The organism is Micromonospora sp. NPDC048909 (genome assembly GCF_040649635.1).
Classification (GTDB): Bacteria; Actinomycetota; Actinomycetes; order Mycobacteriales; family Micromonosporaceae; genus Micromonospora.
In genome coordinates this window covers 459,177-485,779 of sequence record NZ_JBEZFU010000002.1, presented here as the reverse complement: position 1 = coordinate 485,779, position 26,603 = coordinate 459,177, and the positions used below count along the sequence as shown (strand labels likewise).

General features: G+C 74.0%; 27 protein-coding genes. 1 reads left to right on the top strand and 26 read right to left on the bottom strand.

Annotation, left to right across the window (positions count from 1 at the left end; genetic code table 11):
- Positions 1-9: 9 nt before the first annotated feature.
- From hisH to hisD, 5 genes are read right to left on the bottom strand one after another with little or no spacing between them, the layout of a single operon-like run.
- A complete protein-coding gene (hisH, locus tag AB0C04_RS08425; RefSeq protein WP_357050263.1) occupies positions 10-630 on the bottom strand; it encodes an imidazole glycerol phosphate synthase subunit HisH in 621 nt (206 codons plus the stop codon).
- Positions 631-652: 22 nt separating this feature from the next.
- On the bottom strand, positions 653-826 hold the full coding sequence (locus tag AB0C04_RS08420; RefSeq protein WP_350872451.1) for a hypothetical protein: 174 nt from the start codon (positions 824-826) through the stop codon (positions 653-655).
- A complete protein-coding gene (gene hisB / locus AB0C04_RS08415; protein ID WP_350872449.1) occupies positions 826-1,437 on the bottom strand; it encodes an imidazoleglycerol-phosphate dehydratase HisB in 612 nt (203 codons plus the stop codon). The genes AB0C04_RS08420 and hisB overlap by 1 nt, the downstream gene beginning before the upstream one ends.
- A 55-nt stretch (positions 1,438-1,492) precedes the next feature.
- Positions 1,493-2,563: a histidinol-phosphate transaminase gene (locus tag AB0C04_RS08410; protein WP_357050259.1), complete on the bottom strand. Its 1,071-nt coding sequence runs from the start codon at positions 2,561-2,563 to the stop codon at positions 1,493-1,495.
- Positions 2,560-3,882, bottom strand: coding sequence for a histidinol dehydrogenase (gene hisD / locus AB0C04_RS08405; RefSeq protein ID WP_357050256.1), 1,323 nt, complete (start codon positions 3,880-3,882; stop codon positions 2,560-2,562). Before hisD ends, AB0C04_RS08410 begins: the two co-directional genes overlap by 4 nt.
- 165 nt (positions 3,883-4,047) lie before the next feature.
- Here hisD and AB0C04_RS08400 point away from each other — a divergent pair, with 165 nt between their 5' ends.
- On the top strand, positions 4,048-4,752 hold the full coding sequence (locus AB0C04_RS08400; protein WP_357050253.1) for an LON peptidase substrate-binding domain-containing protein: 705 nt from the start codon (positions 4,048-4,050) through the stop codon (positions 4,750-4,752).
- On the opposite strand, the gene AB0C04_RS08395 is transcribed toward AB0C04_RS08400, so the two are convergent.
- The 21 genes from AB0C04_RS08395 to AB0C04_RS08295 form a co-directional block, all read right to left on the bottom strand.
- Entirely contained in the window at positions 4,667-5,416 is a 750-nt protein-coding gene (locus AB0C04_RS08395; RefSeq protein WP_357050785.1) for a DUF2567 domain-containing protein, read from the bottom strand. The two genes, AB0C04_RS08400 and AB0C04_RS08395, sit on opposite strands and share 86 nt — an antisense overlap.
- A gap of 194 nt (positions 5,417-5,610) precedes the next feature.
- Entirely contained in the window at positions 5,611-7,086 is a 1,476-nt protein-coding gene (locus AB0C04_RS08390) for an AAA family ATPase (RefSeq protein WP_357050250.1), read from the bottom strand.
- 96 nt (positions 7,087-7,182) lie between these two features.
- Positions 7,183-8,196: a hypothetical protein gene (locus AB0C04_RS08385; RefSeq protein WP_357050247.1), complete on the bottom strand. Its 1,014-nt coding sequence runs from the start codon at positions 8,194-8,196 to the stop codon at positions 7,183-7,185.
- 41 nt (positions 8,197-8,237) lie between these two features.
- A complete protein-coding gene (locus tag AB0C04_RS08380; protein WP_357050244.1) occupies positions 8,238-9,182 on the bottom strand; it encodes an RluA family pseudouridine synthase in 945 nt (314 codons plus the stop codon).
- Positions 9,179-9,799 (bottom strand): signal peptidase II, encoded by a 621-nt coding sequence (gene lspA / locus AB0C04_RS08375; RefSeq protein ID WP_357050241.1) that lies wholly within the window; start codon positions 9,797-9,799, stop codon positions 9,179-9,181. Before lspA ends, AB0C04_RS08380 begins: the two co-directional genes overlap by 4 nt.
- 63 nt (positions 9,800-9,862) lie before the next feature.
- Complete coding sequence (locus tag AB0C04_RS08370) at positions 9,863-10,282, bottom strand: TraR/DksA C4-type zinc finger protein (RefSeq protein ID WP_350872431.1); 420 nt, start codon at positions 10,280-10,282, stop codon at positions 9,863-9,865.
- A gap of 223 nt (positions 10,283-10,505) precedes the next feature.
- Positions 10,506-12,005 carry a potassium/proton antiporter gene (locus AB0C04_RS08365; RefSeq protein ID WP_357050238.1) on the bottom strand — a complete coding sequence of 500 codons (1,500 nt, stop codon included), beginning with the start codon at positions 12,003-12,005 and terminating at the stop codon, positions 10,506-10,508.
- A 22-nt stretch (positions 12,006-12,027) separates the two neighbouring features.
- The gene (locus AB0C04_RS08360) at positions 12,028-12,333 is read right to left on the bottom strand and encodes a DUF167 domain-containing protein (RefSeq protein WP_357050235.1); all 306 of its coding nucleotides are present in this window, start codon (positions 12,331-12,333) and stop codon (positions 12,028-12,030) included.
- Between the two features lie 12 nt (positions 12,334-12,345).
- Entirely contained in the window at positions 12,346-12,966 is a 621-nt protein-coding gene (locus AB0C04_RS08355; protein ID WP_357050233.1) for a hypothetical protein, read from the bottom strand.
- 76 nt (positions 12,967-13,042) lie between these two features.
- Positions 13,043-13,843: a DivIVA domain-containing protein gene (locus AB0C04_RS08350; RefSeq protein ID WP_357050230.1), complete on the bottom strand. Its 801-nt coding sequence runs from the start codon at positions 13,841-13,843 to the stop codon at positions 13,043-13,045.
- A gap of 44 nt (positions 13,844-13,887) precedes the next feature.
- The gene (locus AB0C04_RS08345; RefSeq protein ID WP_281573071.1) at positions 13,888-14,193 is read right to left on the bottom strand and encodes a YggT family protein; all 306 of its coding nucleotides are present in this window, start codon (positions 14,191-14,193) and stop codon (positions 13,888-13,890) included.
- 30 nt (positions 14,194-14,223) lie between these two features.
- Positions 14,224-14,913: a cell division protein SepF gene (sepF, locus tag AB0C04_RS08340; protein ID WP_357050226.1), complete on the bottom strand. Its 690-nt coding sequence runs from the start codon at positions 14,911-14,913 to the stop codon at positions 14,224-14,226.
- A gap of 192 nt (positions 14,914-15,105) precedes the next feature.
- A complete protein-coding gene (locus AB0C04_RS08335) occupies positions 15,106-15,849 on the bottom strand; it encodes a YggS family pyridoxal phosphate-dependent enzyme (protein WP_357050223.1) in 744 nt (247 codons plus the stop codon).
- A gap of 9 nt (positions 15,850-15,858) precedes the next feature.
- Entirely contained in the window at positions 15,859-16,974 is a 1,116-nt protein-coding gene (gene ftsZ, locus AB0C04_RS08330; protein WP_350872417.1) for a cell division protein FtsZ, read from the bottom strand.
- 254 nt (positions 16,975-17,228) lie between these two features.
- Positions 17,229-18,044, bottom strand: coding sequence for an FtsQ-type POTRA domain-containing protein (locus tag AB0C04_RS08325; protein WP_357050220.1), 816 nt, complete (start codon positions 18,042-18,044; stop codon positions 17,229-17,231).
- Positions 18,041-19,615 carry a UDP-N-acetylmuramate--L-alanine ligase gene (gene murC, locus AB0C04_RS08320; protein WP_357050217.1) on the bottom strand — a complete coding sequence of 525 codons (1,575 nt, stop codon included), beginning with the start codon at positions 19,613-19,615 and terminating at the stop codon, positions 18,041-18,043. The genes AB0C04_RS08325 and murC overlap by 4 nt, the downstream gene beginning before the upstream one ends.
- Positions 19,612-20,718, bottom strand: a complete 1,107-nt coding sequence (gene murG, locus AB0C04_RS08315; RefSeq protein ID WP_357050214.1) for an undecaprenyldiphospho-muramoylpentapeptide beta-N-acetylglucosaminyltransferase — start codon at positions 20,716-20,718, stop codon at positions 19,612-19,614. Before murG ends, murC begins: the two co-directional genes overlap by 4 nt.
- Positions 20,718-22,130: a putative peptidoglycan glycosyltransferase FtsW gene (locus tag AB0C04_RS08310; protein WP_357050782.1), complete on the bottom strand. Its 1,413-nt coding sequence runs from the start codon at positions 22,128-22,130 to the stop codon at positions 20,718-20,720. Before AB0C04_RS08310 ends, murG begins: the two co-directional genes overlap by 1 nt.
- Before the next feature lie 344 nt (positions 22,131-22,474).
- The gene (mraY, locus tag AB0C04_RS08305) at positions 22,475-23,599 is read right to left on the bottom strand and encodes a phospho-N-acetylmuramoyl-pentapeptide-transferase (protein WP_350872409.1); all 1,125 of its coding nucleotides are present in this window, start codon (positions 23,597-23,599) and stop codon (positions 22,475-22,477) included.
- Entirely contained in the window at positions 23,596-24,993 is a 1,398-nt protein-coding gene (gene murF / locus AB0C04_RS08300) for a UDP-N-acetylmuramoyl-tripeptide--D-alanyl-D-alanine ligase (RefSeq protein WP_357050210.1), read from the bottom strand. Before murF ends, mraY begins: the two co-directional genes overlap by 4 nt.
- The gene (locus tag AB0C04_RS08295; RefSeq protein WP_357050207.1) at positions 24,990-26,516 is read right to left on the bottom strand and encodes a UDP-N-acetylmuramoyl-L-alanyl-D-glutamate--2,6-diaminopimelate ligase; all 1,527 of its coding nucleotides are present in this window, start codon (positions 26,514-26,516) and stop codon (positions 24,990-24,992) included. The genes murF and AB0C04_RS08295 overlap by 4 nt, the downstream gene beginning before the upstream one ends.
- Positions 26,517-26,603: the final 87 nt, after the last annotated feature.

The following is a 26,603-nucleotide window of genomic DNA, read 5'->3' as shown; positions in this document are numbered from 1 at the left end:
CACCGGCGGTCACAGCGCGGCCAGCCAGTTGCGCAGCAGCGCGGCACCGGTGTCGGCCGACTTCTCCGGATGGAACTGGGCGGCGGAGAGCGGGCCGCGTTCGACCGCGGCCACGAAGTCCGCCCCGTGGTGGGCGGTGGTGACCGTGGCGCCGGCCGCGGCCAGCGCACCCGGGTCGCCCACCCCGTAGGAGTGCACGAAGTAGAACCGGCTTTCGACGGGCAGGCCGGCGAAGAGCACCGACGACTCGGGCGCCCGGACGGTGTTCCAACCCATGTGCGGCAGCCGGGGGGCGGTCAGCTTCGTGACGCCGCCGGGCAGCAGGCCGAGCCCCTTGGTCACCACCCCGTGCTCGTCGCCGTGCTCGAAGAGCACCTGCATGCCGACGCAGATGCCGAGCACCGGACGACCGGCGGCCACCCGGTCGGCGATCATCGGACCGGCGCCGAGCGCCTCGATCCCGGCCATGCACGCCGCGAACGCGCCCACGCCCGGCACCACCAGGCCGTCGGCGGCGGCCGCGGCCGACAGGTCGTCGGTCACCCGTACGCTCGCGCCGGCCGCCGCGAGCGCGCGTTCGGCCGACCGCAGGTTGCCCGAGCCGTAGTCGAGCACCACCACGTCGCTCACGCCGCCGCCTCCCTCCGGTCGCTCACTGGCCCTCCCCGGGCAGCAGCCACAGCACCCCACCGACGGTGGCCAGCACCGCGAGCAGCGCGGTGAGCAGCACCGCGCCGCGCGGGGCGCCCTGGCGGTGCAGCGACCAGACGCCACCCACCAGCACCCCGGCCAGGATCAGCAGCAGAACCGGCAGCGCCGCGCTCATCACAATGCTCCCTTCGTGCTGGGCACCGCGCCGGCCGACCGCGGGTCGATCGCGACGGCCTCGCGCAGCGCCCGGGCGACCGCCTTGAACTGCGCCTCCACCACATGGTGCGCGTCCGGGTGTCCACCCGGACGGGCCGCCCGCAGCACGTCGACGTGCAGGGTGATCCGGGCCGCCTGGCCGAACGACTCGAAGATGTGCCGGGTCATGCTGGTCGGGTAGACCGGCCCGATGTACGGAGCCAGCGGTGGTTCGTCGTGCAGTACGTACGGCCGGCCGGAGAGGTCGACCGCGGCCCGGACCAGCACCTCGTCCATCGGCACGGTGGCCGAACCGTACCGCCGGATGCCCGCCTTGTCACCCAGCGCCTGGTCGAGGGCGGCGCCCAGGGCGAGCGCGGTGTCCTCCATCGTGTGGTGCGCGTCGATCTCCAGGTCACCGACGGTGCGCACGGTGAGGTCGACACCGCCGTGCCGGGCGATCTGGTTCAACATGTGGTCGTAGAAGCCGACCCCTGTGCTGATCTCCGCCGCGCCGGTGCCGTCGAGGTCGATCTCGACGAGGACCTTGGTCTCCTTGGTGATCCGCTCAACCCGGGCGGTCCGGCTCATCGCTCGCCTTTCAGTGGTGACTGCGGGGCTGGCACGCGCGGACCGCGCCCGGCCATCAGAGCTTCTCCATCGCCGACAGGAAGGCGTCGGTCTCGGCGGGGGTGCCGGCGGTGACCCGCAGCCACCCGGGCAGGCCGACGTCGCGCACCAGCACGCCCCGCTCCAGCAGGGCCCGCCAGGCGGCGGCCTGGTCGCCACCGACCTCGAAGAGTACGAAATTGGCGTCACTGTCGGCGACCCGTACGCCGCGGCCGCGCAGCTCGGCGACGATCCGGTCGCGCTGGACCATGATCGCGGCGACCGTGCCGAGCAGGGCGTCGCGGTGGGCCAGCGCCGCCCGGGCGGCGGCCTGGGTGAGCGCCGAGAGGTGGTACGGCAACCGGACCAGCTGCACCGCCTGCACCACCGCCGGGTCGGCGGCGAGGTAGCCCAGCCGCCCACCGGCGAAGCCGAACGCCTTGCTCATCGTCCGGGTCACCACCAGCCGGGGGTGCCCGGGCAGCACCGCGAGCGCGCTCACCGTGCCGGGCCGGGCGAACTCGGCGTACGCCTCGTCCACCACCACCATGCCCGGCGCCGCGTCGAGCACCGCGGCCACCACGGCCGGGTCCAGCGCGGTGCCGGTGGGATTGTTCGGCGAGCAGAGGAAGACCACGTCCGGCCTGTGCTCGCGGACCTGGGCCACCGCCTCGTCGGCGGTCAGCCCGAAGTCGACGCCGCGCCGGGCGGGCACCCACCGGGTGCCGGTGCCGAGGGCCAGCAGCGGGTGCATCGAGTACGCCGGTGTGAAGCCGAGCGCGCTGCGCCCCGGCCCGCCGAACGCCTGGAGCAGCTGCTGCTGGATCTCGTTGGAGCCGTTCGCCGCCCAGAGGTGGTCGACGGTGAGCCGGTGCCCGAGGTAGCCGGCCAGGTCGGCGCGGAGCGCGACCGCGTCCCGGTCGGGGTAGCGGTTGAGGTCGCGCAGCTCGGCGGCGAGGGCCTTGCCGATCGCCTCCACCACCGGCTCCGGCACCGGGTAGGAGTTCTCGTTGGTGTTCAGCCGCACCGGCACGTCCAGCTGCGGCGCCCCGTACGGCGACAGCCCGCGCAGGTCGTCGCGGAGCGGCAGATCGTCCAGCGTGGTCATGCCGAGCCCCCGGCGAAGCGGGCGCTGACGGCCTGGCCGTGCGCCGGCAGGTCCTCCACCGTGGCCAGGGTGACCACGTGCGGGGCCACCTCGCGCAGCGCCTGCTGGGTGTATTCGACCAGGTGGATGCCGCGCAGGAAGGACTGCACGGAGAGCCCGGAGGAGTGTCGGGCGCAGCCGCCGGTGGGCAGCACGTGGTTGGAGCCGGCGCAGTAGTCGCCGAGCGACACCGGCGACCAGGCGCCGACGAAGATGGCGCCGGCGTTGCGCACCCGCAGCGCCCACTCCCGGGCGTCCCGGGTCTGGATCTCCAGGTGCTCGGCTGCGTACGCGTCGACCACCCGCAGCCCGGCGTCGAGGTCGTCGACCAGCACCACGCCGCTCTGCTCGCCGGTCAGCGCGTTGGTGACCCGCTCGGCGTGCTTGGTCGCCGGCACCTGCCGAGCCAGCTCGCGCTCCACCGCCTCGACCAGCTCGACCGAGGGAGTGACCAGGACACTCGCGGCGAGGGGGTCGTGCTCGGCCTGGCTGATCAGGTCGGCTGCCACGTGCACCGGGTCGGCGGTGTCGTCGGCCAGGATGGCGATCTCGGTCGGGCCGGCCTCGGCGTCGATGCCCACCACGCCGCGCAGCAGCCGCTTCGCCGCGGTGACCCAGATGTTGCCCGGGCCGGTGATCATGTCGACCGGCGTGCAGTGCGCCTCGCCGGCCGCGTCGACCGCCGCCCCGTACGCGAGCATCGCCACCGCCTGGGCGCCACCGACGGCGTAGACCTCGTCGACGCCGAGCAGCGCGCACGCGGCGAGCACCCGCGGGTCGGGCAGGCCGCCGTTGTCCTTCTGCGGCGGGCTCACCACCACCAGCGAGCGGACCCCGGCCGCCTGGGCCGGCACCACGTTCATCACCACGGTCGACGGGTACATGGCCAGGCCGCCCGGGACGTAGAGCCCGACCCGGTCGACCGGCACCCAGCGCTCGGTCACCGTGCCGCCGGGCACCACCTGGGTGGTGTGGTCGGTACGCCGCTGGTCGGCGTGCACCCGACGGGCCCGGCTGATCGACTCCAGCAGCGCGGCCCGGACCTCCGGGTCGAGGGTCCCCTCCGCGGCGGCGATCGTCTCGACGGGCACCCGCAGCACCTCGGGGCAGACTCCGTCGAACCGCTCGCTCGCCTCCCGGATCGCCGGGTAGCCACGCTCCCGGACCGTCTCCACGACGGGCCGGATCCGCTCGACGGCCACGGAGACGTCGAGCTGGGCACGGGGCAGCAGGCGGCGCGGGTCACGAAGACCACCGCGCAGGTCGATCCGATTCAACACCCTTGCGAGTCTAGGCGGCCGGCCCGGGGCGGGCCGGGACCGCCCGTACCACGGGACGGTGAGCCGGGACACCCGCGTCCCACCGGAGCGGTCCGGGGACGCCCGGCCGGCACGACGGTGAGCCGGGACACTCCGCCGGTTCCGGATCCGGCTAGGCTCGACGGCGTGACTGCGCGGCTGCCGGTGTTCCCCCTCGGAACGGTGCTCTTCCCCGGGTTGGTGCTGCCGTTGCACATCTTCGAGGAGCGTTACCGCGCCCTGGTCCGACACCTGGTCGGGCTCCCCGAGGGCGCCCCGCGCGAGTTCGGCGTGGTCGCCATCCAGGCCGGCTGGGAGGTCGCCCCGACCGGGCCCGGCGCCCGGCCGACACCGGCCGGCGGCGATGTGACGCTGCACGAGGTGGGCTGCACCGCCGAGCTGCGGCAGGTCACCGAGTTGGCCGACGGCGGCTTCGACATCGTGACCGTCGGGCGACGCCGGTTCCGGATCGCCGACGTCGACGAGAAGTCCGCGCCCTACCTGACGGCCGAGGTGGAGTGGCTGCCCGAGCCGGGTGGTCCGGACGAGGTCGCCGATCTGCTGGCCGCCCGGGTGATCGCGGTGTTCCGGCAGTATCTCGGGCTGATCCGTGCCGACCCGGAGGAGATCTCCGAGCAGCTGCCGGAGGATCCGACCGTGCTGTCCCACCTGGTCGCCGCGACGGCGGCGCTGACCGTCGACGACCGGCAGCGGCTGCTCGCCATCGACGACACCGCGGCCCGGCTCCGGGCCGAGTTGCGGCTGCTCAACCGCGAGGCGGCTCTGCTGCGCCAGGTGCGGGCGGTTCCGGTGCCGCTGGCGGAGCTGGCGTCGCCGCCGACACCCAACTGAGGTCGGCGGCGTCGGGCTCCGGGCGCAGCGACGGCCACCGGGACCAGCCGGCCAGCAGGGTGTACGTGATGGCGGCGCCGAACGCGGGCAGCAGCAGGTTGCCGTGCGGCACCGGCAGCACGCCGAGCACCCAGTCGATCCCACCGGCCCGCAGGTCGGACGGCTTGCCGAAGCCCTGCCCCTCCGGCGCGCTGGTCAGCAGCTGGTCGAAGCGGGACAGCCCGATCCGCCGCCCCAGCTGCCAGGCCACCAGCCCGGCGGCGAAGGCGCCGAGCACGGCGGTGACCAGCCCGACCGGGCCGCGCCGGCGGCGCAGCAGGAACCAGAGGGCGAGCGCGGCGAGCACCCCGAAGGCGAGCCCGAGCAGGCTGAACCAGCCGTCCGCCGCGATCGGTTGCTCCGGTTGCGGCTGGGCGTAGACCGCGCCCTCGGCGGTCTTGATCACGGGGGTGTCCGGGGCGACGGCCGCCCAGAGCAGACCGAGCGGCGCGCCGAGCACGGCCAGCGCCAGACCGGCCCCGACGGCGAGCACCGCGCCCCGTCGACGCGACCCGGTCTCCTCCGTCGGCGCGCGGTCGCCCGGGTAGGCCCAGGCGGGCGGCCCGGCTTCCGGACCGGCCAAGCCGTCCTCGGCGCCGGGCGGCGAGACCAGCGGACCGGGCAGACCGGCCTGCGGGCCCGGCGTGGCCCGCGGGTCGGGCGGGGGGTCCGCCGGGGCGGGGTCGTGGGCGGGCGGGGTGGCGCGGTCGGCCTCGCCGGGCTGGGCGGCGGACCGGTCGGGGTCGGGGGTGTCCGGGCTCACCCGATGATCCTCTCAGGCGGGCGGACGGGCGGGGGCGCCGGTGGCGGCACACCCCCTCACCGGGCGAACGGCTCCAACATCATCGCCGCGGCCTTCAGCCAGGCGTCCCGGGTCGCCGGCTGGAGCTGGTGGTACTCGATCGACGAACCGGTCTCCAGCGCCGGGTCGTACGGCACCACCGCGACCGCGCGGGTGCGGGTGGCGAAGTGCCGCTCCAGGTCGTCCTGCAACGTCGATCGGCCCGGCGTCGGGCAGGAGATCAGGGTGACCGCGTTGTCGGCCAGCTCGCCCATGCCCACCTCGTGCAGCAGGTCGAGCATCCAGTCGGCGCTGAACGCCGCGTCCTCGCGGGGCACCGTGGTCACCACCAACTGGTCCGCCGCCTGCATCACGGTGCGCCAGTTCGGGCTCTCCACGTTGTTGCCGGTGTCGACGCAGACCACCTCGTGGGTACGCCGGAGCAGCTCCAGCACCCGCCGGACGGTGAACTGGTCCAGCCGCTGGGCGAACCGGGGGCTCTCCTCCCCGGCCAGCACGTCGTAGGAGTTGTCGGAGGCGTGCCGCAGGTAGTCGTCGAGGTGCTCGAGCAGGGTGTTGCCCTCGAGGATCTCGATCTGGGCCAGATCGGTGATCAGGTGGCGGATGGTCCGGGCGTGCCGGGCACTGCCGGCGCGCAGCCCGAGCGTGCCGCGCAACTCGTTGTCGTCCCAGGCCAGCACGCCCCGGCCGCGGACGCTGCCGACGGTCGCCGCGGCGAGCACCGTGGCGGTGGTCTTGTGTACCCCGCCCTTGGGATTGGCGAAGGCGAGCACCCGTGGGGTGCCGAACTCCTGGCGCAGCAGCGCGGTGGCCCGTTCCAGCTCCGGGTCGGCGGCCGGCGGACGCCAGTCGACCCGGGCCGGATAGCCCCGGTCGACGACCGCCGGGGGCGGCGCGAGCGCCGGAGCCGGGGCAGCCGGTGGCGCGGGAGCGGGCGGCGGCGCCGGGGCGGCCGCACGGCCCTCGGGTCGGTAGCCGTTCTCCAGCAGCGCGTAGCGGGACTCCACCGGCGGCGGATCGGGTCGGTAACCGTTCTCCAGCAGCGCGTAGCGCGACTCGACCGGGTCCGGCCGGCGCGGCTCCGGCACCCGGTAGGCCGGCTCGGCGGGGTAGCCGGGCTCGGGCTGGTAGCCGCGTCCAGGTTGGTAGGTCGGCTCGGGCTGGTAGGTCGGCTCCGGCTGGTAGGTCGGCTCGGGCCGGTAGGCCGGCTCCGCCCGGTAGGCGGGGTCCACCCGGTAGGTGGCCTCGGCCCGGTAACCGGGATCCGCGCCGTAGGGCTGCTCGACCGGCGGGCTGACGGCCTGCGCCCGCCCGGCGTAGCCGTCGTGCGACCGCCGCGGCAGCGGCTCGGCGGGAGGCAGGGGATCCTCGACCCGTCGGTCGGATTCGGGCTGCTCACTGCCCCGGCCGGCGAGCCGGGCCCGGTCGAGCAGCGCCCGCCACCGCGGTGCCGGTTCGGCCGGCCGGCCCCAGCCGGTCTCGCTGCCCTCCACGGCTCGCCCTCCCCAGCGCGATCAATCTCCATCAAACAGGCTACGAAGGAAACCCTATTCGGACCACACCATCCTGCCCAATCCGCCGGTCCCCGATCACGACGTGGTCGGCTCCGCGGCCTCGGCACCGGTCGCGTCGGGCGAGGTGGCCGGGGTCGGCGGCGGGGCCACGGACGGCGCCGTCGGCTCCGGCTCGGGTGCCGGATCCGTCACGACCGGTGCGGGTTCCGACGATTCGCCCACCGTCGGGGTGGCCGAGGGCGTCGCCGAGGGGCTGGCCGGCCCGTCCACGGTCGCCGTGGGTAGCGCGGTGTCCGCCGGTGGGCGGACCACCTCCTGCTGCTCGGGCAGCGGCGGGGTGAAGACCGTCCGGTCCAGCCGACGCACCTCCGGCGCCGGGTCGACCGACCGTACGGTCTGCCGGCCGGCCACCGCGCGCAGCGCGGCCGGCTGGGCACGGACCACCGCCGCGTAGACGCAGGCGCACCCGGAGCGGTAGGCGTCCGCCTCCGCCGCGGCCACCACGGCGCCGCTGGCGTACACCTGACGCACGTCGGCGTCGCCGGCGGACGCGGTGGCGCGGGCCCGGTAGTCGGCGGCCTCCTGGTCCTTGCGCGCGGCCAGCTCGGCCATCCCGGCGACCACGTCGTCCGGGATGCGCAGCGCCGGGATCCGGACGATCTCGGTCTGCCGGCCGGGCAGCGGCACCCGCCCGAAGACCTCGGAGACCGACACGTCGCCGAGCACCGCCGCGAGCCGCTGCGGCGGCAGGTAGGTCTCCAGCGAGACCAGCGCGTAGGTGCCCTCGGCGCCGCCCGGCACGGCCGTGGGCAGGGCCGCCAGGTCGGCCGCCGCGGCCCGCAGGTAGCCCGGCACTGAGTCGCCGTCGACGACCCCGACGCGGGTCACCTCGCCGACGGTCGGGTCACCCACCGGGCCGCGGTCACCGGCGGCCCAGACGGCGGTGAGCAGCACCGCCGTCACCGACAGCAGCGCCGTGGAGGTGAGCATCCGCGGCCGGGACGAGGTGTCGGCGAGGCGCCTGACCACCCGGGTCAGGGGTGGCAGCAGCCGTTGGTCAAGCTGGCGCAGCAGATCGCCGGCGCGCACGGGCTGGTCCCCTCGTCGGTCGGTGTCGGACGGGCCGCCGCTCAGTCGCGGAGGATCCGGAGCGCGCGTTCCAGATCGTCAGGGTAGTCGCTGACGAAGCGGACCTCGTCCCCCGTTCGGGGGTGCTCGAAGCTCAACTCGCGGGCGTGCAGCCACTGTCGGTCCAGCTTGAGCCGACCGGACAGCGTCGGGTCGGCGCCGTAGGTGAGGTCGCCCACACAGGGGTGGCGCAGCGTGGAGAAGTGCACCCGGATCTGGTGGGTCCGGCCGGTCTCCAGCCGCACGTCGAGCAGGCTGGCGGCCGGGAACGCCTCCAGGGTGTCGTAGTGGGTGATGCTCGGCTTGCCGCCGGAGACCACCGCCCAGCGGTAGTCGTGGGTGGGGTGCCGGTCGATCGGGGCGTCGATGGTGCCGCGCAGCGGGTCCGGGTGGCCCTGCACCACCGCGTGGTAGCGCTTCTCCACCTCGCGGTACTTGAACGCCCGCTTGAGCGCGCTGTAGGCCTGCTCGCTCTTGGCCACCACCATGATCCCGGTGGTACCGACGTCGAGCCGGTGCACCACTCCCTGCCGCTCGGCGGCGCCGCTGGTGGAGATGCGGTGGCCGATCGCGGCCAGCGCGCCGATCACGGTCGGGCCGGTCCAGCCGGGGCTGGGATGGGCCGCCACGCCGACCGGCTTGTCCACCACCACGATGTCGTCGTCGGCGTGGACCACCCGCAGACCGGGCACCGCCTGCGGCACCACGGTCGGCGGCGCGACCGGCGCGGGCAGGGTCACCTCCAGCCACGAACCGGCCTTGACCTTGTACGAGTTGGCCCGGACCACGCCGTCGACCAGCGCGTCGCCGGAGTCCACCAGGGCCGCGGCAGCGGTGCGGGAGAGACCGAAGAGCCGGGAAACCGCCTGGTCCAGCCGCATGCTGTCGAGGCCGTCCGGCACCGGCAGCGAACGGTGGTCGCCCCCGGCGGCGAACGCGGAGGTCACGCGCGCTCCCGCTGCTCGGTGGCGGTCGCCTGGCCGTCGCCCGCGTCGACCGGACGTCCGTCGCGGGTCACCCGCCCGCCGTCGCGCTGGCGGCCGGTGAGTTCCAGCAGCACGGCGAGGATCACGCCGCAGACCAGCGAGCTGTCCGCCAGGTTGAAGACCGGGAAGTACTCGCCGAACGGCCCGAAGACGCTGATCATGTCGACCACGTGACCGTGGAAGGGGCTGGGGGCCCGGAAGATCCGGTCCGCCAGGTTGCCGAGCGCCCCGCCGAGCACCAGCCCGAGCGAGATCGCCCAGGGCATCGACCGCAGCCGCAGCGCCATCCAGACGATCCAGCCGATCACGCCGATGGTGATCAGTGGGAAGACCCAGGTGTAGTCGGAGCCGATGCTCCAGGCGGCGCCGCTGTTGCGGATCAGGCTGAGGTAGATGAACCCGCCGAGAATCCGGACCGGCTCGTGGTCGGAGAGGTTGGCCAGGGCGAGATGCTTGGTGGTCAGGTCGGCCAGGAAGGCGACCAGCGCGGTGCCGGCGAGGATCGCGACGGCCCGGGGCCGGGGCTTGCGGTCGGCCTCTTCGGCCCGGCCGGATCCGGCGGACGGTGCTGCGCTCATCTGCTCCCCATCGACACTCGGCGGTGATCGCTCACCGTCTCCATCGCCGCCGGGGAACGGACCTCAGCGCCGCTCCTCCAGCTGCTTGCAGGTCACGCAGAGGGTCGCCGACGGGAAGGCGGCGAGCCGCTCCACCGGGATCGGGTTGCCGCACCGCTCGCACCAGCCGTAGCCACCCTCATCGAGCCGCTCCAGCGCGCGCTCGACCTGCGTGATCCGTTCCAGGATGCTGTTGGCGAGAGAGATCTCCTGCTCCCGCTCGAACGTCTTGGTCCCGGTGTCGGCCTGGTCGTCCCCGGCCGAGTCGGTCAGCCGATCGCGCTGCAGCTCGGTGATCTCGCTCAGCGTCTGATCGTACTCGGCGCGAAGCTCGTCCCGCCGCGCCGCCAGCGCCGCCCGGATCTTCTCGGTCTCCGCCGCGCTGCGGGTGGGCCTCGCCACCGGCTTTCGGCCGGCTGTCCTGGTGTCGGCTGGCTTCGCCATCGTCGCTCCCTCGGCCGCGGAACCGCGGCGGTCCGCGGCACCTGGACAGGGGGCACCGACCAGGCACCCCCAGGTACGAAAAGGGGCGCGCGGCGACAACGGCCGCGCACTCCGGAGGTTGGCAAGAATACGGAACGTATCGGCGTCCGACAACGTGCCGCACCGACGCACCGCTATTCAGCCTCGAGTCCCACCTAACCGGGACAAAAGGAACGCTAGCAGATCAACCGTCCCGATCATTGCCGTACTCGCCAAACCAACGGGCCAGCCGACCCCGCCGGCTGACCGCCCGCAGCCGCCGTTCGACCTCGTCGCGGACCCCACCGGTCGCCACGATCAACAGACTGTCGCCGGTCTTCAACCGGGTGTCCGGGACCGGCACGAAACCGACCCCGTCGCGCAGCACCAGCGTCACCGAGGCGCCCGGCGGCAACCGCAGCTCGTCGACGTGCACCCCGGCCAGCCGAGATCCCGGCGGCACCTCCAACTGGAGCAGGTCGGCCCGCATCCGCTCCAGCGGAGCGGTCTCGACGTGGATCTCCGTCGCCTCGGCCGGCGCGGTGACCCTGAGCCGGCGGGCGAGCGGCGCCAGCGTCGTGGTCTGCACCAGCGTGAAGATCACCACCAGCACGAAGACCGCGTCGAAGAGCCGGTCCGCGCCGGGCACCCGCTCGGAGAGCGGGATGGTGGCCAGCACGATCGGCACCGCGCCACGCAGCCCGGCCCAGGACAGGAACGTCTGCTCGCGCACCCCGACCCGGAACGGCAGCGCGGCGACCGCCACCGACAGCGGCCGGGCGGCCAGCACCAGGGCCAGCCCGGCGACCACCGCGGGAAGCACCGCGGCGTCCAGCCGCCCCGGGGAGACCAGCAGCCCGAGCAGCACGAACAGGCCGATCTGCGCCAGCCAGGCCAGCCCGTCGGCGAAGCCGAGGATCGCCTGCCGGTGCGGCAGTCGGGCGTTGCCGAGCAGCACCCCGGCGACGTAGACGGCGAGGAAGCCGGAGGCGTGCAGCACCGCGCCGACGGCGTACGCCAGCACGGTGAAGCCGACCACGGCGATGGGGTACAGCCCCGCCGAGGGCAGCGCCGCCCGGCGCAGCGCCCACCGCCCGGCGAGCCCGGCACCCACCCCGACCGCCGCGCCGGCCGCCAGCTCGTAGCCGACCAGCCCGACCTCGTACCACCAGGGATGACCGGCGCCCTCCCGGGAGAGCAGCACCACGAGCAGCACCACCGGGGCGTCGTTCATCCCCGACTCGGCCTCCAGGGTGGCCACCAGCCGGGGCGGCAGGCGCAGTCGGCGCAGGGTGGCGAAGACCGCCGCCGCGTCGGTGGAGGAGAGCACCGCGCCGTAGAGCAGCGCCAGCCGCCAGTCCAGCCCGAGCAACAGGTGCACGGCGACCCCGACCACCACGATGCTGACCACCACGCCGACGGTGGAGAGCGCGGCGGAGAGCCCGAGCACCGGGCGCAACGTGCTCCACCGGGCGGTCAACCCGCCCTCGGCGATGATCACGATCAGCGCGCAGAAGCCGAGCGCCCGGGTCAGCTCGACGTCGTCGAACCGGATGCCCAGCCCGGCCTCGCCGATCCCCACGCCCATGGCCAGGTAGACGAGGAGGCTGGGCACCCCGAGCCGGCTGGAGAGCCGGACGGCGCCGACCGCCACCAGCAGCACGGCCGCGCCGACCAGCAGCGCGAGATCGAGCCCGGGCGTCACGACCGCCTGGCCCGGGCGTTCCTCACTCGCCGGATCCGTCGCGCAGCCGGCGCAGCACGCCGGACAGCTCGGGGCCGGGCCGTTCCACGAGGAAGAGCTTGTCCCGACTGGCCGCGCCGGTGCGCAGCGACACCGCGGCGGCGCGGACGCCGAGCGCCCCGGCCAGCGCCCGGCGGGCGGCCTCGGTGGCCCGGCCGTCGACGGCCGGCGCGTTCACCGCGATCACCAGGGCGGGGCCGTGCGGCCCGTCGAAGCAGCCGCCGACCCGGGCCCGGGCGGCACCGGGCTTCACCCGTACCGCCACCGTGAGAGCGTCGTCGGCGGGCACGATGAGTCCCGCTCAGTACGGCCGGGCGTCGGCGAGCAGGACGGTGGCCGGCGCGCAGCGCAGGCACGGGGTGAAGCCCAGCTCGACCGCCTCGGCCACCGGCAGCGGCTCGTGCGTCCGCCCGACCAGGTGGGCGCAGTCGTCGAGGTGGTAGCGGGGCCTGCCGTCCACCACCCGGACCTCGTCCACCAGCCGGGTCAGCCGGGCCTCCTCGGCGGGCGTGACCGGCTGCGCGGCCGGCTCGTCGTCCTGGGCCCCGGCGGCGGCAGCGCCCGGGGAGGGTTCGTCGTCGGCCGGGGCCTCGGGTGGTTGCCGCCACCCGGTGCCGCCGGTACCGACAGTCGAAGGAACGTGCTGGACCGGAATCTCCGGCTCCGCCAGCGGCGGGCCGTACGCGACCCGCGGCGCGGCCGGTTCGGCCGGGCGGGAGGCTTCCGGCTGCCACGGACCGGACGGATCCGGGCCCGCCGTCGTCCGGCTGGTGGCTGCCTGGCGGGCACCCACCACCAACGCGACGGCGGCCAGCAGACTGGCCCCGATCGAGATGATCAGCATCAGGCTGGAGCCACCGGCCAGGCCGAGCACCAGCAGCGCCACGGCGACGAGGATGAGCAGGAGACTTGCGACTATCACGGCTCACCCCCGCCGCGTCGTACCATCCAGACGCGGTCGGCGACCGCCATCGTTCCCGACGGCCGCCGACCGAAGATCAGCGACCGGCCTCGAGAGCACCGGAGCGACCGCCACCGTAGGAGCCGGCGAGGCCGGCGGTGGCCAGCCCGTTGCCGCCGGCGGCCCGGTTGCCCTCGGAGCGGGTCATCTCGGCCTCCAGGCCCTGACCGCGGCCGTCCAGGTCGCGCAGCTGGCTCTCCAGGTAGGCCTTGAGCCGGGTGCGGTACTCGCGCTCGAACTGCTTGAGCTCTTCGATGTGCTTCTGCAGCGCGGTGCGCTTGGCGTCCAGGCCGCCCATGGCCTCCTGGTGCCGCTGGCGGGAGTCGCGCTCCAGCGCGTCAGCCTTCGCCCGCGCCTCGCGGGTCACCTCTTCGGCCTTCGAGCGGGCTTCGGAGAGCAGCTGGTCGGCCTCGCGACGGGCGTCGGAGACGTGGTCGTCGGCCGTCCGCTGGGCCATCATCAGCACCCGCAGCGCCTGCTGCTCACCGTCACCGGTGACGGCCGGGCCACCGGTCGCGCGGACCTGCTCCAGCTCGGCCTGCATCGCGCGGGCGGCCTGCTCGGCCGCTGCCTTGTCACGCTGCACCCGGTCGAGCTGGGCCTTGACGTCGTTGAGCTCCGCCGCGAGACGGGCGTCGCCGCCGGGGCCGGCGGGGGCGCCACCACGGCCGCCGCGCTCCACCTGGGCGCGCAGCTCGTTGTTCTCCTCGATGAGACGGGCGAGCTCGCGCTCGACCTCGTCAAGGAAGGCGTCGACCTCCTCCTCGTCATACCCCCGCTTGCCGATCGGCGGCTTTTTGAAGGCGACGTTGTGTACGTCGGCCGGGGTCAGCGGCATCGAAACTCCTCGGGTCAGTTGCGGCCGCGATAGCGCGTCGGTCATCAGGCGGTCCTGATGATCGACGGCTCTAACACGAACTCCATCAGCACGAACAGGATAACCAGGAGCACAAGGGAGGCCAGGTCGATGCTCACGGTACCAATTCGCAGCGGAGGGATCACACGCCTCAACGCGCTGAGAGGGGGATCAGTGACGCTCCACACGGATTCCAGTCCCGCCGATGCCCCACGCCCCGGTTGCCACCGGCGGCCGTACTGGAGCACAGCGCTCAGGACAAACCGGGACAGAAGAAGGAGCAGAAAGACGTAGAGGATCAGGTACAGGACTTGCAGCAGGATCGACAACACGGCAGGCGACGTCCCTCGGGTCGGGCGGGGTCAACTCAGACTGAAAAAGCCGCCCTCAGCGATCTTGGCCTTGTCCTCCGCGGTGACCTGGACGTTGGCCGGTGAGAGCAGGAACACCCGATTGGTCACGCGCTCGATCGTACCGCGCAGCCCGAACGCCAACCCGGCGGCGAAGTCCACCAGACGGCGGGCGTCCGCCTCGTCCATCTCGGTGAGGTTGATGATCACCGGAACGCCGTCGCGGAAGTGCTCACCGATGGTCCGAGCCTCCCGGTAGGTGGTCGGGTGCAGCGTGGTGATCTGGTAGCGCTGCTCCTCGTCGGCGACCACCGCCCGCTCCCGGGGCGACGTCTGCGGGGCCAGGGCCAGGTTGTCCCGGGTGTGGTAGGTCAGCGCACCCGAGGTCTCGCCGGTCGACCGGGTGATCGACCGGACGCTGGAGCGCTCGACCCGCTCCGGCCGCTCGACCTCGGCCCGCTCGGACTCGGTCGCCCGACCAGCCCGCTCGCCGAGGCGGCCACGCTCCCCCACCCGGGGACGCGGCGCCGGCGGCTCCTCGGTGTCGTCCTCGTCGTCCTCGGCGAACTCCTCGGCGTACCGGCTCTGCCGGTAGCGCGACTCGCGGTAGCCCCCCTTTTCGTAGCCACCGTCGTCGTAGGCCCGCTCGTCGTCCTCTTCGACCAGACCGAGCCAGACCCCCGCCTTGCGCAGTGCACCCATCCCGCGCCCTTCCGTCCGCCGTGCGGCACACGCCCCCGTGCCGTGTCGCCTGTCGCGAGTGGACTTCTCTGCCCACTGGACCGGAACGGCAATCCCCTGGCGCGCGATTCGCGTCCCGCGCCACGACCCCCGACAACGGGATGCCGTTCCTTGAAAACAACACAGATGTAATTTGCTTCTTTCGCGGTCAGGCTACCGCAGCGTGGGGCGCATTCCGAGCAACGCGCTACCGACGCGGACATGTGTCGCGCCGTATCTGATCGCGATTTCCAGGTCGCCGCTCATACCCGCCGAGAGTTCGGTGGCTCCGGGATGGACCGCGCGGAACGCGGCAGCCACCTCCGCCAGCCGGGCGAACGCCCGCTCCGGCTCCCAGCCCAGCGGCGCCACCGCCATCAGCCCGGCCAGCCGCAGCGCCGGCGCCGCTGCCAACGCCTCGGCGACCGCGTCCAACCCGACGTCCGGATCGGCCGAGCCGGGCAGCGCGCCGCCCCGGGCCGGGTCACCGTCGACGCTCACCTGCACCAGCGCCGCCAGCGGACTGTCCCGGGTGCTCGCCGCGGTGTCCAGCGCCCGGGCCAGCCGGACGCTGTCCACCGAGTGCACCACGTCGGCGTACCGGACCACCGACCGAGCCTTGTTGCGTTGCAACCGGCCGATGAAGTGCCAGCGCGGCGTCGCGCCGGCCGCTGCCACCGCGGCGGCCTTCTCGCCCGCCTCCTGGTCCCGGTTCTCCCCCATGTCGGTCACCCCGAGGCCGGCCAGCGCCAGCACGTCACCGGCCGGGTAGGTCTTGGTGACGGCGATCATCGTGACGTTGGCGCGGTCCCGGCCTGCCGCGTCGCACGCGTCCGCGATCCGGGCCTGGACCCGGACCAGGCCGGCCGCGAGTTCGGCCCGGCGGTCCGGCCGTACCGTGGTCGAGCTGTCGGTCATCGGCGGTGCTCAGGACCCGTTCTTGAGGAAGTCGGGCACGTCGACGTCGTCGAAGAGCACCCGACGGGGCGACTGCTGCGGCGCCGGCATGGCGGCCGGCGGCGTGACCGGCGGGCTCTGCGGGGCCGGCTGGTTCTGGTTGGTCTTCCGCCCCGGCTCGGCCGCCTTGTAGGCCGGCGTGCCGCCGTCGAAGCCCGCCGCGATCACGGTGACCCGCACCTCGTCGCCGAGGGCGTCGTCGATGACCGCGCCGAAGATGATGTTCGCGTCCGGGTGGGCCGCGTCGGTGACCAGCTGCGCCGCGTCGTTGATCTCGAACAGACCGAGGTCGGAGCCGCCGGCGATGGAGAGCAGCACCCCGCGGGCGCCGTCCATGCTCTGCTCCAGCAGCGGGCTGGAGATGGCCGCCTCGGCCGCCTCGACCGCGCGGTTCTCGCCCCGGGCGCTGCCGATGCCCATCAGGGCGCTGCCCGCGCCGCTCATCACGCTCTTCACGTCGGCGAAGTCAAGGTTGATCAGACCCGGCGTGGTGATCAGGTCGGTGATGCCCTGCACACCGGAGAGCAGCACCTGGTCGGCGGTGCGGAAGGCGTCCATCATGCTGATGTTGCGGTCGCCGAGCGCCAGCAGCCGGTCGTTGGGGATCACGATCAGCGTGTCGCACTGGTTGCGCAGCTCGTCTATCCCCGCCTCGGCCTGCACCTGGCGGCGCTTGCCCTCGAACGAGAACGGCCGGGTCACCACACCGATGGTGAGCGCGCCGAGCTTGCGGGCGATGTTCGCCACCACGGGCGCGCCGCCGGTGCCGGTGCCGCCGCCCTCGCCGCAGGTCACGAAGACCATGTCGGCGCCCTTGAGCACCTCCTCGATCTCGTCCCGGTGGTCCTCGGCGGCGTTCTTGCCGACGTCCGGATTGGCGCCCGCGCCGAGCCCGCGGGTCAGCTCCCGGCCGACGTCGAGCTTGACGTCGGCGTCGCTCATCAGCAGCGCCTGCGCGTCGGTGTTGATCGCGATGAACTCGACGCCCTTGAGCCCAACCTCGATCATCCGGTTGACGGCGTTGACGCCGCCGCCCCCGATGCCGACGACCTTGATGACCGCCAGGTAGTTGTGCGGAGGTGTCATCTCCGGTCCTTTCCCCTCGAGATTGGCATGGGCCGGCCCCACACGGCTTGGCCAGGCCAGTGGTCGACGTCGGTGCTCCAGCGGGGGTCAGGGATGGAACCCTCACCCTCTACTAGAGGCTTACAGTTATGTCAACCACTGATCCTCTTCGGGGCAACGTAAGCGTCCCCGCCCGCAGAGCCAAGGACCTGCTCGGCGTGTCGCCGCCCGGAGCGGAACGGCTCACGTCGCGCCCGCCTCGTCGCACCCCCGGATCACCGGAAGGTCACGACGTCCGGCGCGCTCACGTCGATCGTCTCCGCCCGCTGTCCGAGCAGCGCGGTGGCCACCCGGGCCTTGTCGTCGCCCCGGGAGGCGTCGCCCCAGACCACCGTCCGGTCGCCGTCGAGCCGGAGCTTGATCAGGGCCAGACTCTCCACGGTCACGTCGACCAACGCGGCGCGCAGCTGCGGGGTGAGCGCGCCGAGCACGTCCACCGCCGCCCGGGTGCCCGGATCGTCCGGCCCCGGCTCGACGACCCGGATCAGCGGCAGGCCGTCCGGGCGCTGGGTGAGGCTGCGGAAGACCGTCCCGCTGTCGTCGATCACCACGAACCGCTCGCCCTGCGGGACCACCGCGACCCCGGTGCGCTCCACCACCCGGACGACCAGCGCGTCCGGCCAGTCCCGGGTCACCGTTGCCCGCTGCACCGGAGCGAGCGCGCCGATCCGCCGGGCGGTGCCGGCCAGGTCCACCCGGGCCAGCGGAACGCCGTCCGGTATCCCCGCCGCGTCGCGCACCTGCACCGGGTTCACCAGCTCGGCGCCCTCCACTCGCACCTCGCGCACCCCGAACAGCCCGGTGCCGAGCACCGCCCAGGCGACCAGCCCGGCCAGCGCGAGCAGCCCCGCCGCCACCGCCCACGGCAGCGCAGCGCGCATCCGGCGCTGCCGGGCCCGGCGCATGAACCGCCGGGTCGAGGCGGGCACCGCGTCGCTGCCGGCGCGGACCAGCTGCCACCGGCGCACCGAACCGCGCCGGCCGGCCGCCTCGGCGCCGGAGGTCCGCCCGCGGGCCGGCCCGGGGCTCATCCGGCGGCGGGCGCCGCGCCGTCCGGAGCCACGGCGCCACCCGCGGCCGAGGTGCCGGCGCCGGGCGGGGCGTCGGGGACGGTTCCCCCGATGGCCGCGCTGCCGCCGGAGGAGCCGCCCGGCGGCACCGTCCCGGCCGGGTCCGCCGCCGCGTCCGCCCGGGCCAGCAGGGCGTCCAGGAGTTGGTCGCCCATCAGCGAGATCGGCGGGGCGCCCATCGTCACCACCACGTCACCGGGGCGGGCCCGGCGGGCCACCTCCACCGGCGCCGCCTCCCAGGAGTCCACGAAGACCTTGCGCTCGGCCGGCAGCGACACCGCCTCGATCAGCGCCGCCGACCCCTCGCCGGGCTGGCGCAGCTCACCCGGGCCGAAGACCTCCAGCAGCACCAGCTCGTCGGCGATGGCCAGCGCCGCGGCGATCTCCGCCTGCAGGTCGCGGGTGCGGTAGAGCCGGTACGGCTGGAAGACCACGATCAGCCGGCCGTCGCCGGCCACCTCGCGCAGCGTCTGCAGGGCCAGCGTCATCGAGGTGGGGTGGTAGGCGTACTCGTCGTAGACCAGCACGTCGTCCGCGACGCCCTTGCGCTCGAACCGCCGCCGCACGCCGGGGAACGCCGCCAGCGCGGCCTCCGCCGCCTCCAGCGGCAGCCCCAGCAGGTACGTGGTGAGCACCGCCGAGGCGCTGTTGAGCCCCATGTGCCGCCCCGGCACCGGCAGCCGGAACTCGCCCAGCGACCGGCCGTCGATCGCGGCCAGGTAGCGCACGCCCTGCGCCGACGAGGCGACCTCGGTCAGCCGCAGGTCGGCGTCTGCCGCCTCGCCGTAGGTGTGCACGCGGCGGCCCTCGGCCCGCAACGTCTCGGCCAGCCGGCGACCGCCCGGGTCGTCGGCGCAGGTGATGATGTATCCGTCCGGGTCGGTGAGCCGGGCGAACTCGGCGAAGGTCGCCTCCAGGTTGGCCAGGTCGCCGTACGTGTTCAGGTGGTCGGCCTCGACGTTGGTGATGACCGAGACGTACGGGCGGTAGATCAGGAACGAGCGGTCACTCTCGTCCGCCTCCACCACGAAGTGCTCGCCGGTGCCGTGGTGGGCGCCCGAGCCGACCTCGGAGATCTCCCCGCCGATCACGAAGGAGGGATCCGCACCGGCCTGCTGGAGCACCATGGTGACCATCGAGGTGGTGGTGGTCTTGCCGTGGGTGCCGGCCACGGCCACCGTCCGGCGACCGGTCATCGCCGCGGCGAGCGCCTCGGAGCGGTGCAGCACCCGCAGGCCGCGCTTGCGCGCCTCCGCCATCTCCAGGTGGTCCTGCGGGATGGCCGAGGAGTAGACCACGGTGTCCACGCCGTCCAGGTTGGCCGCCTCGTGGCTCATGTGGATCGTGCCGCCGAGCGCGCGCAGCCCGGCCAGCGAGGGCCACTCGCGCAGCTCGCTGCCGGAGACCGGAATGCCCCGGGTGAGGAAGAGCCGGGCGAGCCCGCTCATGCCGACCCCGCCGACCCCGATCAGGTGGATGGTGCCGAGGTCCTCGGCGGTGAGCGTGCCGGCCGGGGTGAACTGCGCGGTCATCGGGCCACCGCCTCGTAGACGTAGTTCAGCAACGCCACGTCGCCGTCGCGCCGCCCGTACGCCGACGCGGCCGCGCCCATCGCGGCGAGCCGGTGCGGGTCGCGGATCAGCGGGATCACCGTCCGCTCCAGCCAGTCCGGGGTCAGCTCGGCGTCGTCGACGAGCAACCCGCCGCCGGCCTCCACCACGGGCAGCGCGTTGCGCTTCTGTTCCTGGTTGCTGTGCGGGTACGGCACGTAGATGGTGGGCAGCCCGATCGCGGCCACCTCGGCGCAGGTCATCGCGCCGCCCCGGCCGAGCATCAGGTCGGCCGCGGCGTAACCCAGCTCCATCTCGGACAGGTAGGGCAGGGTCACGTAGGGCACCGGCAGGTCGGTGGGGATCGGCACCGGCTCGTTGCGGGCGCCCATCACGTGCAGCACCTGCACGCCGTTGCGGGCCAGCTCCTTGGCCGCGCCGGAGACGGCGAGGTTGATCGAGCGGGCCCCCTGCGAGCCGCCGGCGACGAAGAGCACCGGCAGGTCGGGACGGAGTCCGAAATGGGCCCGGGCGCTGGCGCGCAGCGCGGCCCGGTCCAGGCCGGCGATGTTGCGGCGTAGCGGCACGCCGACCACCCGGGCGTCGCGCAGCGACTCGGCCTGCGCCGGCTGGTGCGGGAAGCCGACGGCGACGTGCTTGGTGAACTTCATCCCGAGTCGGTTCGCCACACCCGGTGGCACGTTCACCTCGTGGATGACGATGGGCAGCTCGCGGCGCCAGGCGGCGAGGTAGGCCGGCACCGAGACGTAGCCGCCGAAGCCGACCACCACGTCGGCCTGCACCTCGTCGATCACCTTGCCGGCGGCGCGGGCCGCGGTCCACATCCGGCCCGGGGTGCGGACCAGGTTCATGTTGACCGAGCGGGGCAGCTGGTAGGCGGGGATCGTGCGCAGGTCGTAGCCCTGCGGCGGGATCAGCTCGTTCTCCAGGCCCCGGGGTGTGCCCAGGCAGGTGATCCGGACGCCGGGGTCGTGTCGGCGCAGGCAGTCGGCGAAGGCGAGCAGCGGGTAGATGTGCCCCCCGGTGCCACCTCCCGCGAGCACCACCGAACGCAGCGGACCCATCAGCGTCTCCTCTCGTTCGCCGCGCCTAGCCGCGTCCGGGTCTGCCGGACACGGCGGGCCACGGCCTGCTCGTCCTCCCGCCGCTCCCGCGCCCGGGGCACTGGCCCTCGGGCCGCCGGCGGCGACGCCGGTCGGCGACGCCGTCCGGGAAGCGGCGGCAACGGGGCCCAGAGTAGTCGGACCCAACGGGCCGGCGGACGGGCATGCAGGGCTCTGGCCGCATCGGGTTCGGCGCGGGCGAAGGAGGCGAGCATGCCGACCGCCGCCAGCGTCACGACCAGGGCACTTCCGCCGTCGGAGATGAACGGCAGCGGCAGCCCGGTGATCGGCAGCAGCCCGACCACCCCACCGATGTTGATCGCGGCCTGGCTGACCAGCCAGGTGGTCACCGCCGCGGCGGCGAGCCGACGGAACGGATCCTCGACCCGCCGGGCGATCCGCAGACCGCTGTAGGCGAGCACGGCGAAGAGGACGAGCACGACGGCGCAGCCGACCACGCCGAGCTCCTCGGCGATGATGGCGAAGATGAAGTCGTTGTGCGCCTCGGGCAGCCAGTCCCACTTCAGGCTGCTCTTGCCCAGCCCGACGCCGAACCAGCCGCCGTGCTCGATGGCCAGGCGGCCCTGGAAGAGCTGGTAGCAGCCGGTCAGCTTGCAGTCCTCGGGCGCCGGGGGGTTGAAGAAGGAGACCAGCCGGGCGAACCGGTAGTTCTGCTCGCCCTGCTCGCCGGAGCCCGCGCCGAGCGAGGCGACCGCGATGAGCAGGCCGACGCCGATCAGCCCGGCCACCGAGAGCGCGCCGAACACCCGCAGCCGCACCCCGGCCGCCCAGAGCAGCCCGACCACCAGCGCCAGCAGGCAGATCATGGTGCCCAGGTCGTTGTAGCCGACCAGCACGAAGAGCAGGCCGACCACCGGGAAGAGCGGCGTGGCCAGCTCCCGCCACCAGCCCAGCGCGGCGCCCTTGCGGGCGATCACGTGCGCACCCCAGAGCACCAGCGCGAACTTTGCCAGCTCGGAGGGCTGCACCTGGATCCCACCGATGAAGAGCCAGAGCAGCCGTGCCTCGATCGGGCCGACCCGCGCGGAGTCCTGCCCGGTCAGCCGGGCATAGGCGAGCAGCAGGTTGAGCAGCAGCAGCAGGCCGATCGCGGTGATCAGCAGCGGCCGGCCCAGCGCCCGGTAGGTGCTCGCCGGCAGCCGCTGGCAGGCCCAGAACGCCACCATGCCGATCACCGCGAAGATCGCCTGCTTGGTCAGCGAGGTCGAGGCGTTGCCGTTCTCCGCGTAGTCCGTCACGCTGGTCGCCGAGAAGACCATGGTCAGGCCGATCACCAGCAGCAGGCCGGCGCTGGAGATCAGCAGGTAGTAGGAGGCCAGCGGGCGGTCCAACAGGCCGCGCAGCGCGGCCAGCCCGCCCGCGGCGTCCAGGCCGCGCAGGGGCGCCGGTGCCGCCGCGCCCGGCTCGTCGGGCGCACGCGGCGCCGCGGTCGCTTCGGTGCCACGACCGCCGCCGGGCGCCCGCCGCGGCCGGGCCTGGATGGTGCCGTCGGTGTCTCGTCCCTCCCCCACCCGGACATCATCGCCGCTGTGCCGGCTCGCCACCCCCGCAACGGTCCGCTCGGCGTGTCGCCGGAAACGGGCGAGCCCTCCGCCGGGTGGCGGAGGGCTCGGGCGCACCGGTATCGGGCCGCCCCGCACCGGGCCGGCCCGAGCGGACGCGACACAGTTCGGGGCCGGCCCGGTCGGGGCGCGGCTCAGGTCATGTTGGCGAGGAACTCGCTGTAGAAGAGGCCGAGCGCGATGGCCACCCCGATGCCGGCGATGATCCAGAACCGGACCACGATGTTGACCTCGCTCCACCCGGCGAGCTCGAAGTGGTGCTGCAACGGCGACATCCGGAAGACCCGCTTGCCGGTGGTCCGGAACGAGATGATCTGGATCACCACGGACATCGTGATGATCACGAACAGGCCGCCGATGATCGGCAGCAGCAGGATGGTCCGGGTCGACATCGCCATGCCGGCGATCAGACCGCCCAGTCCCAACGCACCCGTGTCGCCCATGAAGATCCGCGCCGGCGAGGTGTTCCACCAGAGGAAGCCGACGCAGGCCCCGGCCGCCGCCCCGGCGATCAGCGCGATCTCCAGCGGATCACGGACCGTGTAGCAGTAGGCCTGGGTGTAGCTCGGGTCGGCGCACCAGTGCCGGTACTGCCAGAAGGCGATCAGCGCGTACGCGGCGAGGACCATCACCGAGGCGCCGGTGGCCAGGCCGTCCAGGCCGTCGGTGAGGTTGACGCCGTTGGTCGCCGCCATCACCACGAAGATGAAGATGACCACCGCCCCGACCTTGGTGACGTCCAGGGCCGGGATGTCCCGGATGAAGCTCAGCGTGGTGCTGCCGACCGTCTCGGTGTTGGTCACCGCACCGGAGGAGTCGGTCATGGTGCTCGGGAAGTAGAGCGCCACCACGCCGAAGACCGCGCCGACCAAGATCTGGCCGAGCAGCTTGCCGCGCTTGTTGAGCCCGGCGCTGTTGCGCTTGCGCACCTTCAGGAAGTCGTCGAGGAAGCCGACCGCGCCGGAGAAGACCATCAGCCCCAGCAGCACCAGCGCGGTGATGGTCGGCTCGACCTGGGCGATCTGGGCGTCCGGCAGGGTGGTCAGGGCCAGGTGACCGGCGACGTACGCGATGACCGTGGCGAGGATGAACACCACGCCGCCCATCGTCGGCGTGCCCTTCTTGCCCTGGTGCATCACCGGGCCGTCGGACCGGATCGGCTGGCCGGCCTTCAGCCGGGTGAACACCTTGATCGCGATCGGGGTGCAGAAGAGCGAGATCAGGAACGCCACCCCGACGGCGACGATGACCGCCCTCATCCGGCGCTCTCCCCATTGGCGTCCGCGCGCAGCGCGTCCACCACGTCCCAGGTGCGGTACCGGGAGCCCTTGACCAGGACGACGTCGCCCGGCCGTAGCTCGCCCCGCAGCACCTCGACGGCCGCCGCCTGATCGGTGAGCAGCACCGACTCTCCTCCCCAGTTTCCTACCGCTGTCGCGCCTTCGTGGATCGGCGCGGCCGGCTCGCCCACCACGAGCAGCCGGTCGACACCCAGCTCGGCCGCGAGCCGACCGACCTCGGCGTGCCCGTCGCGCTCGTACGGACCCAGCTCGGCCATGTAACCGAGCACCGCGACGGTACGCCGACCCTGGCCGAGGCCGGCCAGCGCCTTCAGCGCCACCGCCATCGAGCCCGGGTTGGCGTTGTACGAGTCGTCGATGACCGTCACCCCGTCGGGCCGGTCGAAGACGTCCATCCGCCGGGTGGAGACCAACCCCAGCTCGCCCAGCGCGGTGGCCAGCTCGGCCAGTGGCATGCCCAGCTCCCGGGCCACCGCCGCCGCGGCGAGGGTGTTGGAGACCTGGTGCCGCCCGGTCAGCCCGAGCCGCACCGGCGCGCGCCCGTCCGGGGTGACCAGGGTGTACGACGCCCGCCCCCGCTCGTCCAGGGCGACGTCCTCGGCGCGCACCTCGGCGTCCGGCGCCTCGCCGTAGCGGACCACCCGGGCTCCGGTGCGGCTCGCCATCGCGTCCACCAGCGGGTCGTCGGCGTTCAGCACGGCCAGGCCGTCGGCGGGCAGCGCCTCGACCAGCTCGCCCTTGGCCAGGGCGATGTTCTCCCGCGAGCCGAACTCGCCGATGTGCGACGTGCCGACGTTGAGCACCACGGAGATCCGGGGCGGCACCACCTCGCAGAGGTAGCGCACGTGCCCCACCCCCCGGGCGCCCTTCTCCATGACCAGGTAGCGGGTCTCCCGATCGGCCTGCATCGCCGTGTACGGGTGCCCCAGCTCGTTGTTGAACGACCCGGCCGGCGCCACCGTGGCACCGAGCCGGGCGGTGAGCTGGGCGATCAGGTCCTTGGTGGTGGTCTTGCCGGAGGAGCCGGTCAGCCCGATCACGGTCAGCCCCGGCAGCCGGTCGACCACCGCGCGGGCCAGCCGGCCCATCGCGGTCAGCGCGTCGGCGACCAGCACCATCGGCACGCCGGGCACCTCGCGGGTGCCGAGCACCGCCACCGCGCCGGCCTCGACGGCCGCGGCGGCGTAGTCGTGCCCGTCGACCTTCTCGCCGGGGAAGGCGACGAAGAGCGTGCCGGCGGAGACCTTGCGGGAGTCGAACTCGACGGGGCCGGTGACCCGGGCGTCCGGGTCGGCGTCGACCAGCCGGCCGTCGACCGCGGTGGCCACCTCGGCCAGCGTCAGCGGGATCACCGGTGGCCTGCCAGGTCGCCGAAGCGGGCCCGCAGCGCGTCCGCCAGTTCGGTGTGGTCGTCGAACGGGTGCACCTCGCCGGCGATCTCCTGCCCCCGCTCGTGGCCCTTGCCCAACACGGCGATGACGTCGCCCGGCTCGGCCAGCCGGACCGCCTCGTCGATGGCCGCCCGACGGCCGGCCACCTCCACGATCCGGGCCGCCGCACCCGCCTGCTGTGCCCCGGCGAGGACCTCGGCGCGGATCGCCGCCGGGTCCTCGGTACGCGGGTTGTCGTCGGTCACCAGTACCACGTCGGCCCCCTCCGCGGCGGCGGCGCCCATCACCGGCCGCTTGCCCCGGTCCCGGTCGCCGCCGGCACCGATCACGCAGATCAGCCGGCCGCTGCTCAGCTCGCGCAGCGCGGTCAGCGCCGCCACGATGGCGTCCGGCTTGTGCGCGTAGTCGACCACGCCGCGGACCGGAGCCTCCGCCGGGGTGACCAGCTCCAGCCGGCCGGGGACGCCGCCGCACTCCGCCACCCCGGTGACCGCGGTCCGCGGGTCCACCCCGACGGCCACCAGCGCGGCGATGGCCAGCAGGGCGTTCGCCACGTTGTGCCGGCCGGGCAGGGCCACGCCGGCCGGCAGGGTGAGGCCGTCCGGGCCGTGCACGGTGAACCGCTGGGCGTACCCCGCACCGCCGACCCCGTCGGCCCACCAGGTGGCCTCGGGGTCGCCGGCGGCCGAGTAGCTGAGCGTGGCCGGCTTGAAGAGCGGACGCAGCGCCGGGTCGTCGTGGTTGAGCACCTCGACCGCGCAGCGCCCGTCGAAGAGCTGCGCCTTGGCGGCGAAGTAGTCCGCCGCGTCGGCGTGGAAGTCGAGGTGGTCGGAGCCGAAGTTGGTGTAGCCGCCGACGGTGAACCGGACCCCGCCGACCCGACCCATCGCCAGCGCGTGGCTGGACACCTCCATCACCACCGCGGTGACCCCGCGCTCGCGGGCGGCGGCGAGCATGGCGTGCAGGTCCGTCGCCTCGGGAGTGGTCCGCACGCTGTCGATCACCAGGTCACCCAGCCGGGTCTCCACCGTGCCGATCAGCCCGGTGGTGTGCCCGGCGGCGCGCAGCCCGGACTCGACCAGGTAGGCGGTGGAGGTCTTGCCCGCGGTCCCGGTCACCCCGATGACGGTGAGGTCGGCGGTCGGGTCGCCGTAGACGGCGGCGGCGAGCGTGCCGAGCACCGCGCGCGGGTCGTCCACCACGATCGCCGGCAGGCCGGCCGCGGTCACCGCGGGCACGCCGGCCGGATCGGTCAGGGCGGCCACCGCGCCGGCCTGGGCCGCGCCGGCGGCGAACTCCGCGCCGTGGCGGCGGGCGCCGGGCAGCGCCGCGTAGAGGTCGCCGGAACGGACCTCCTGGCTGGCGTGCGTGACGCCGGTCACCAGCACCTCGGCGGCATCGGCCGGAGGCTCGACGGCGAGCCGGGCGGCGAGGTCGCCGAGCCGGGTGCCGATCACGGTACGGGGGCGAGGATTGCCGGGCACGGCGTCAGACCCTACCCGGTCGCCCGGCGCAGATCGCAAAGCCGCCCCGGTGGTTCGTCCCCACTCACCGATGATGTCCCGCCTTGG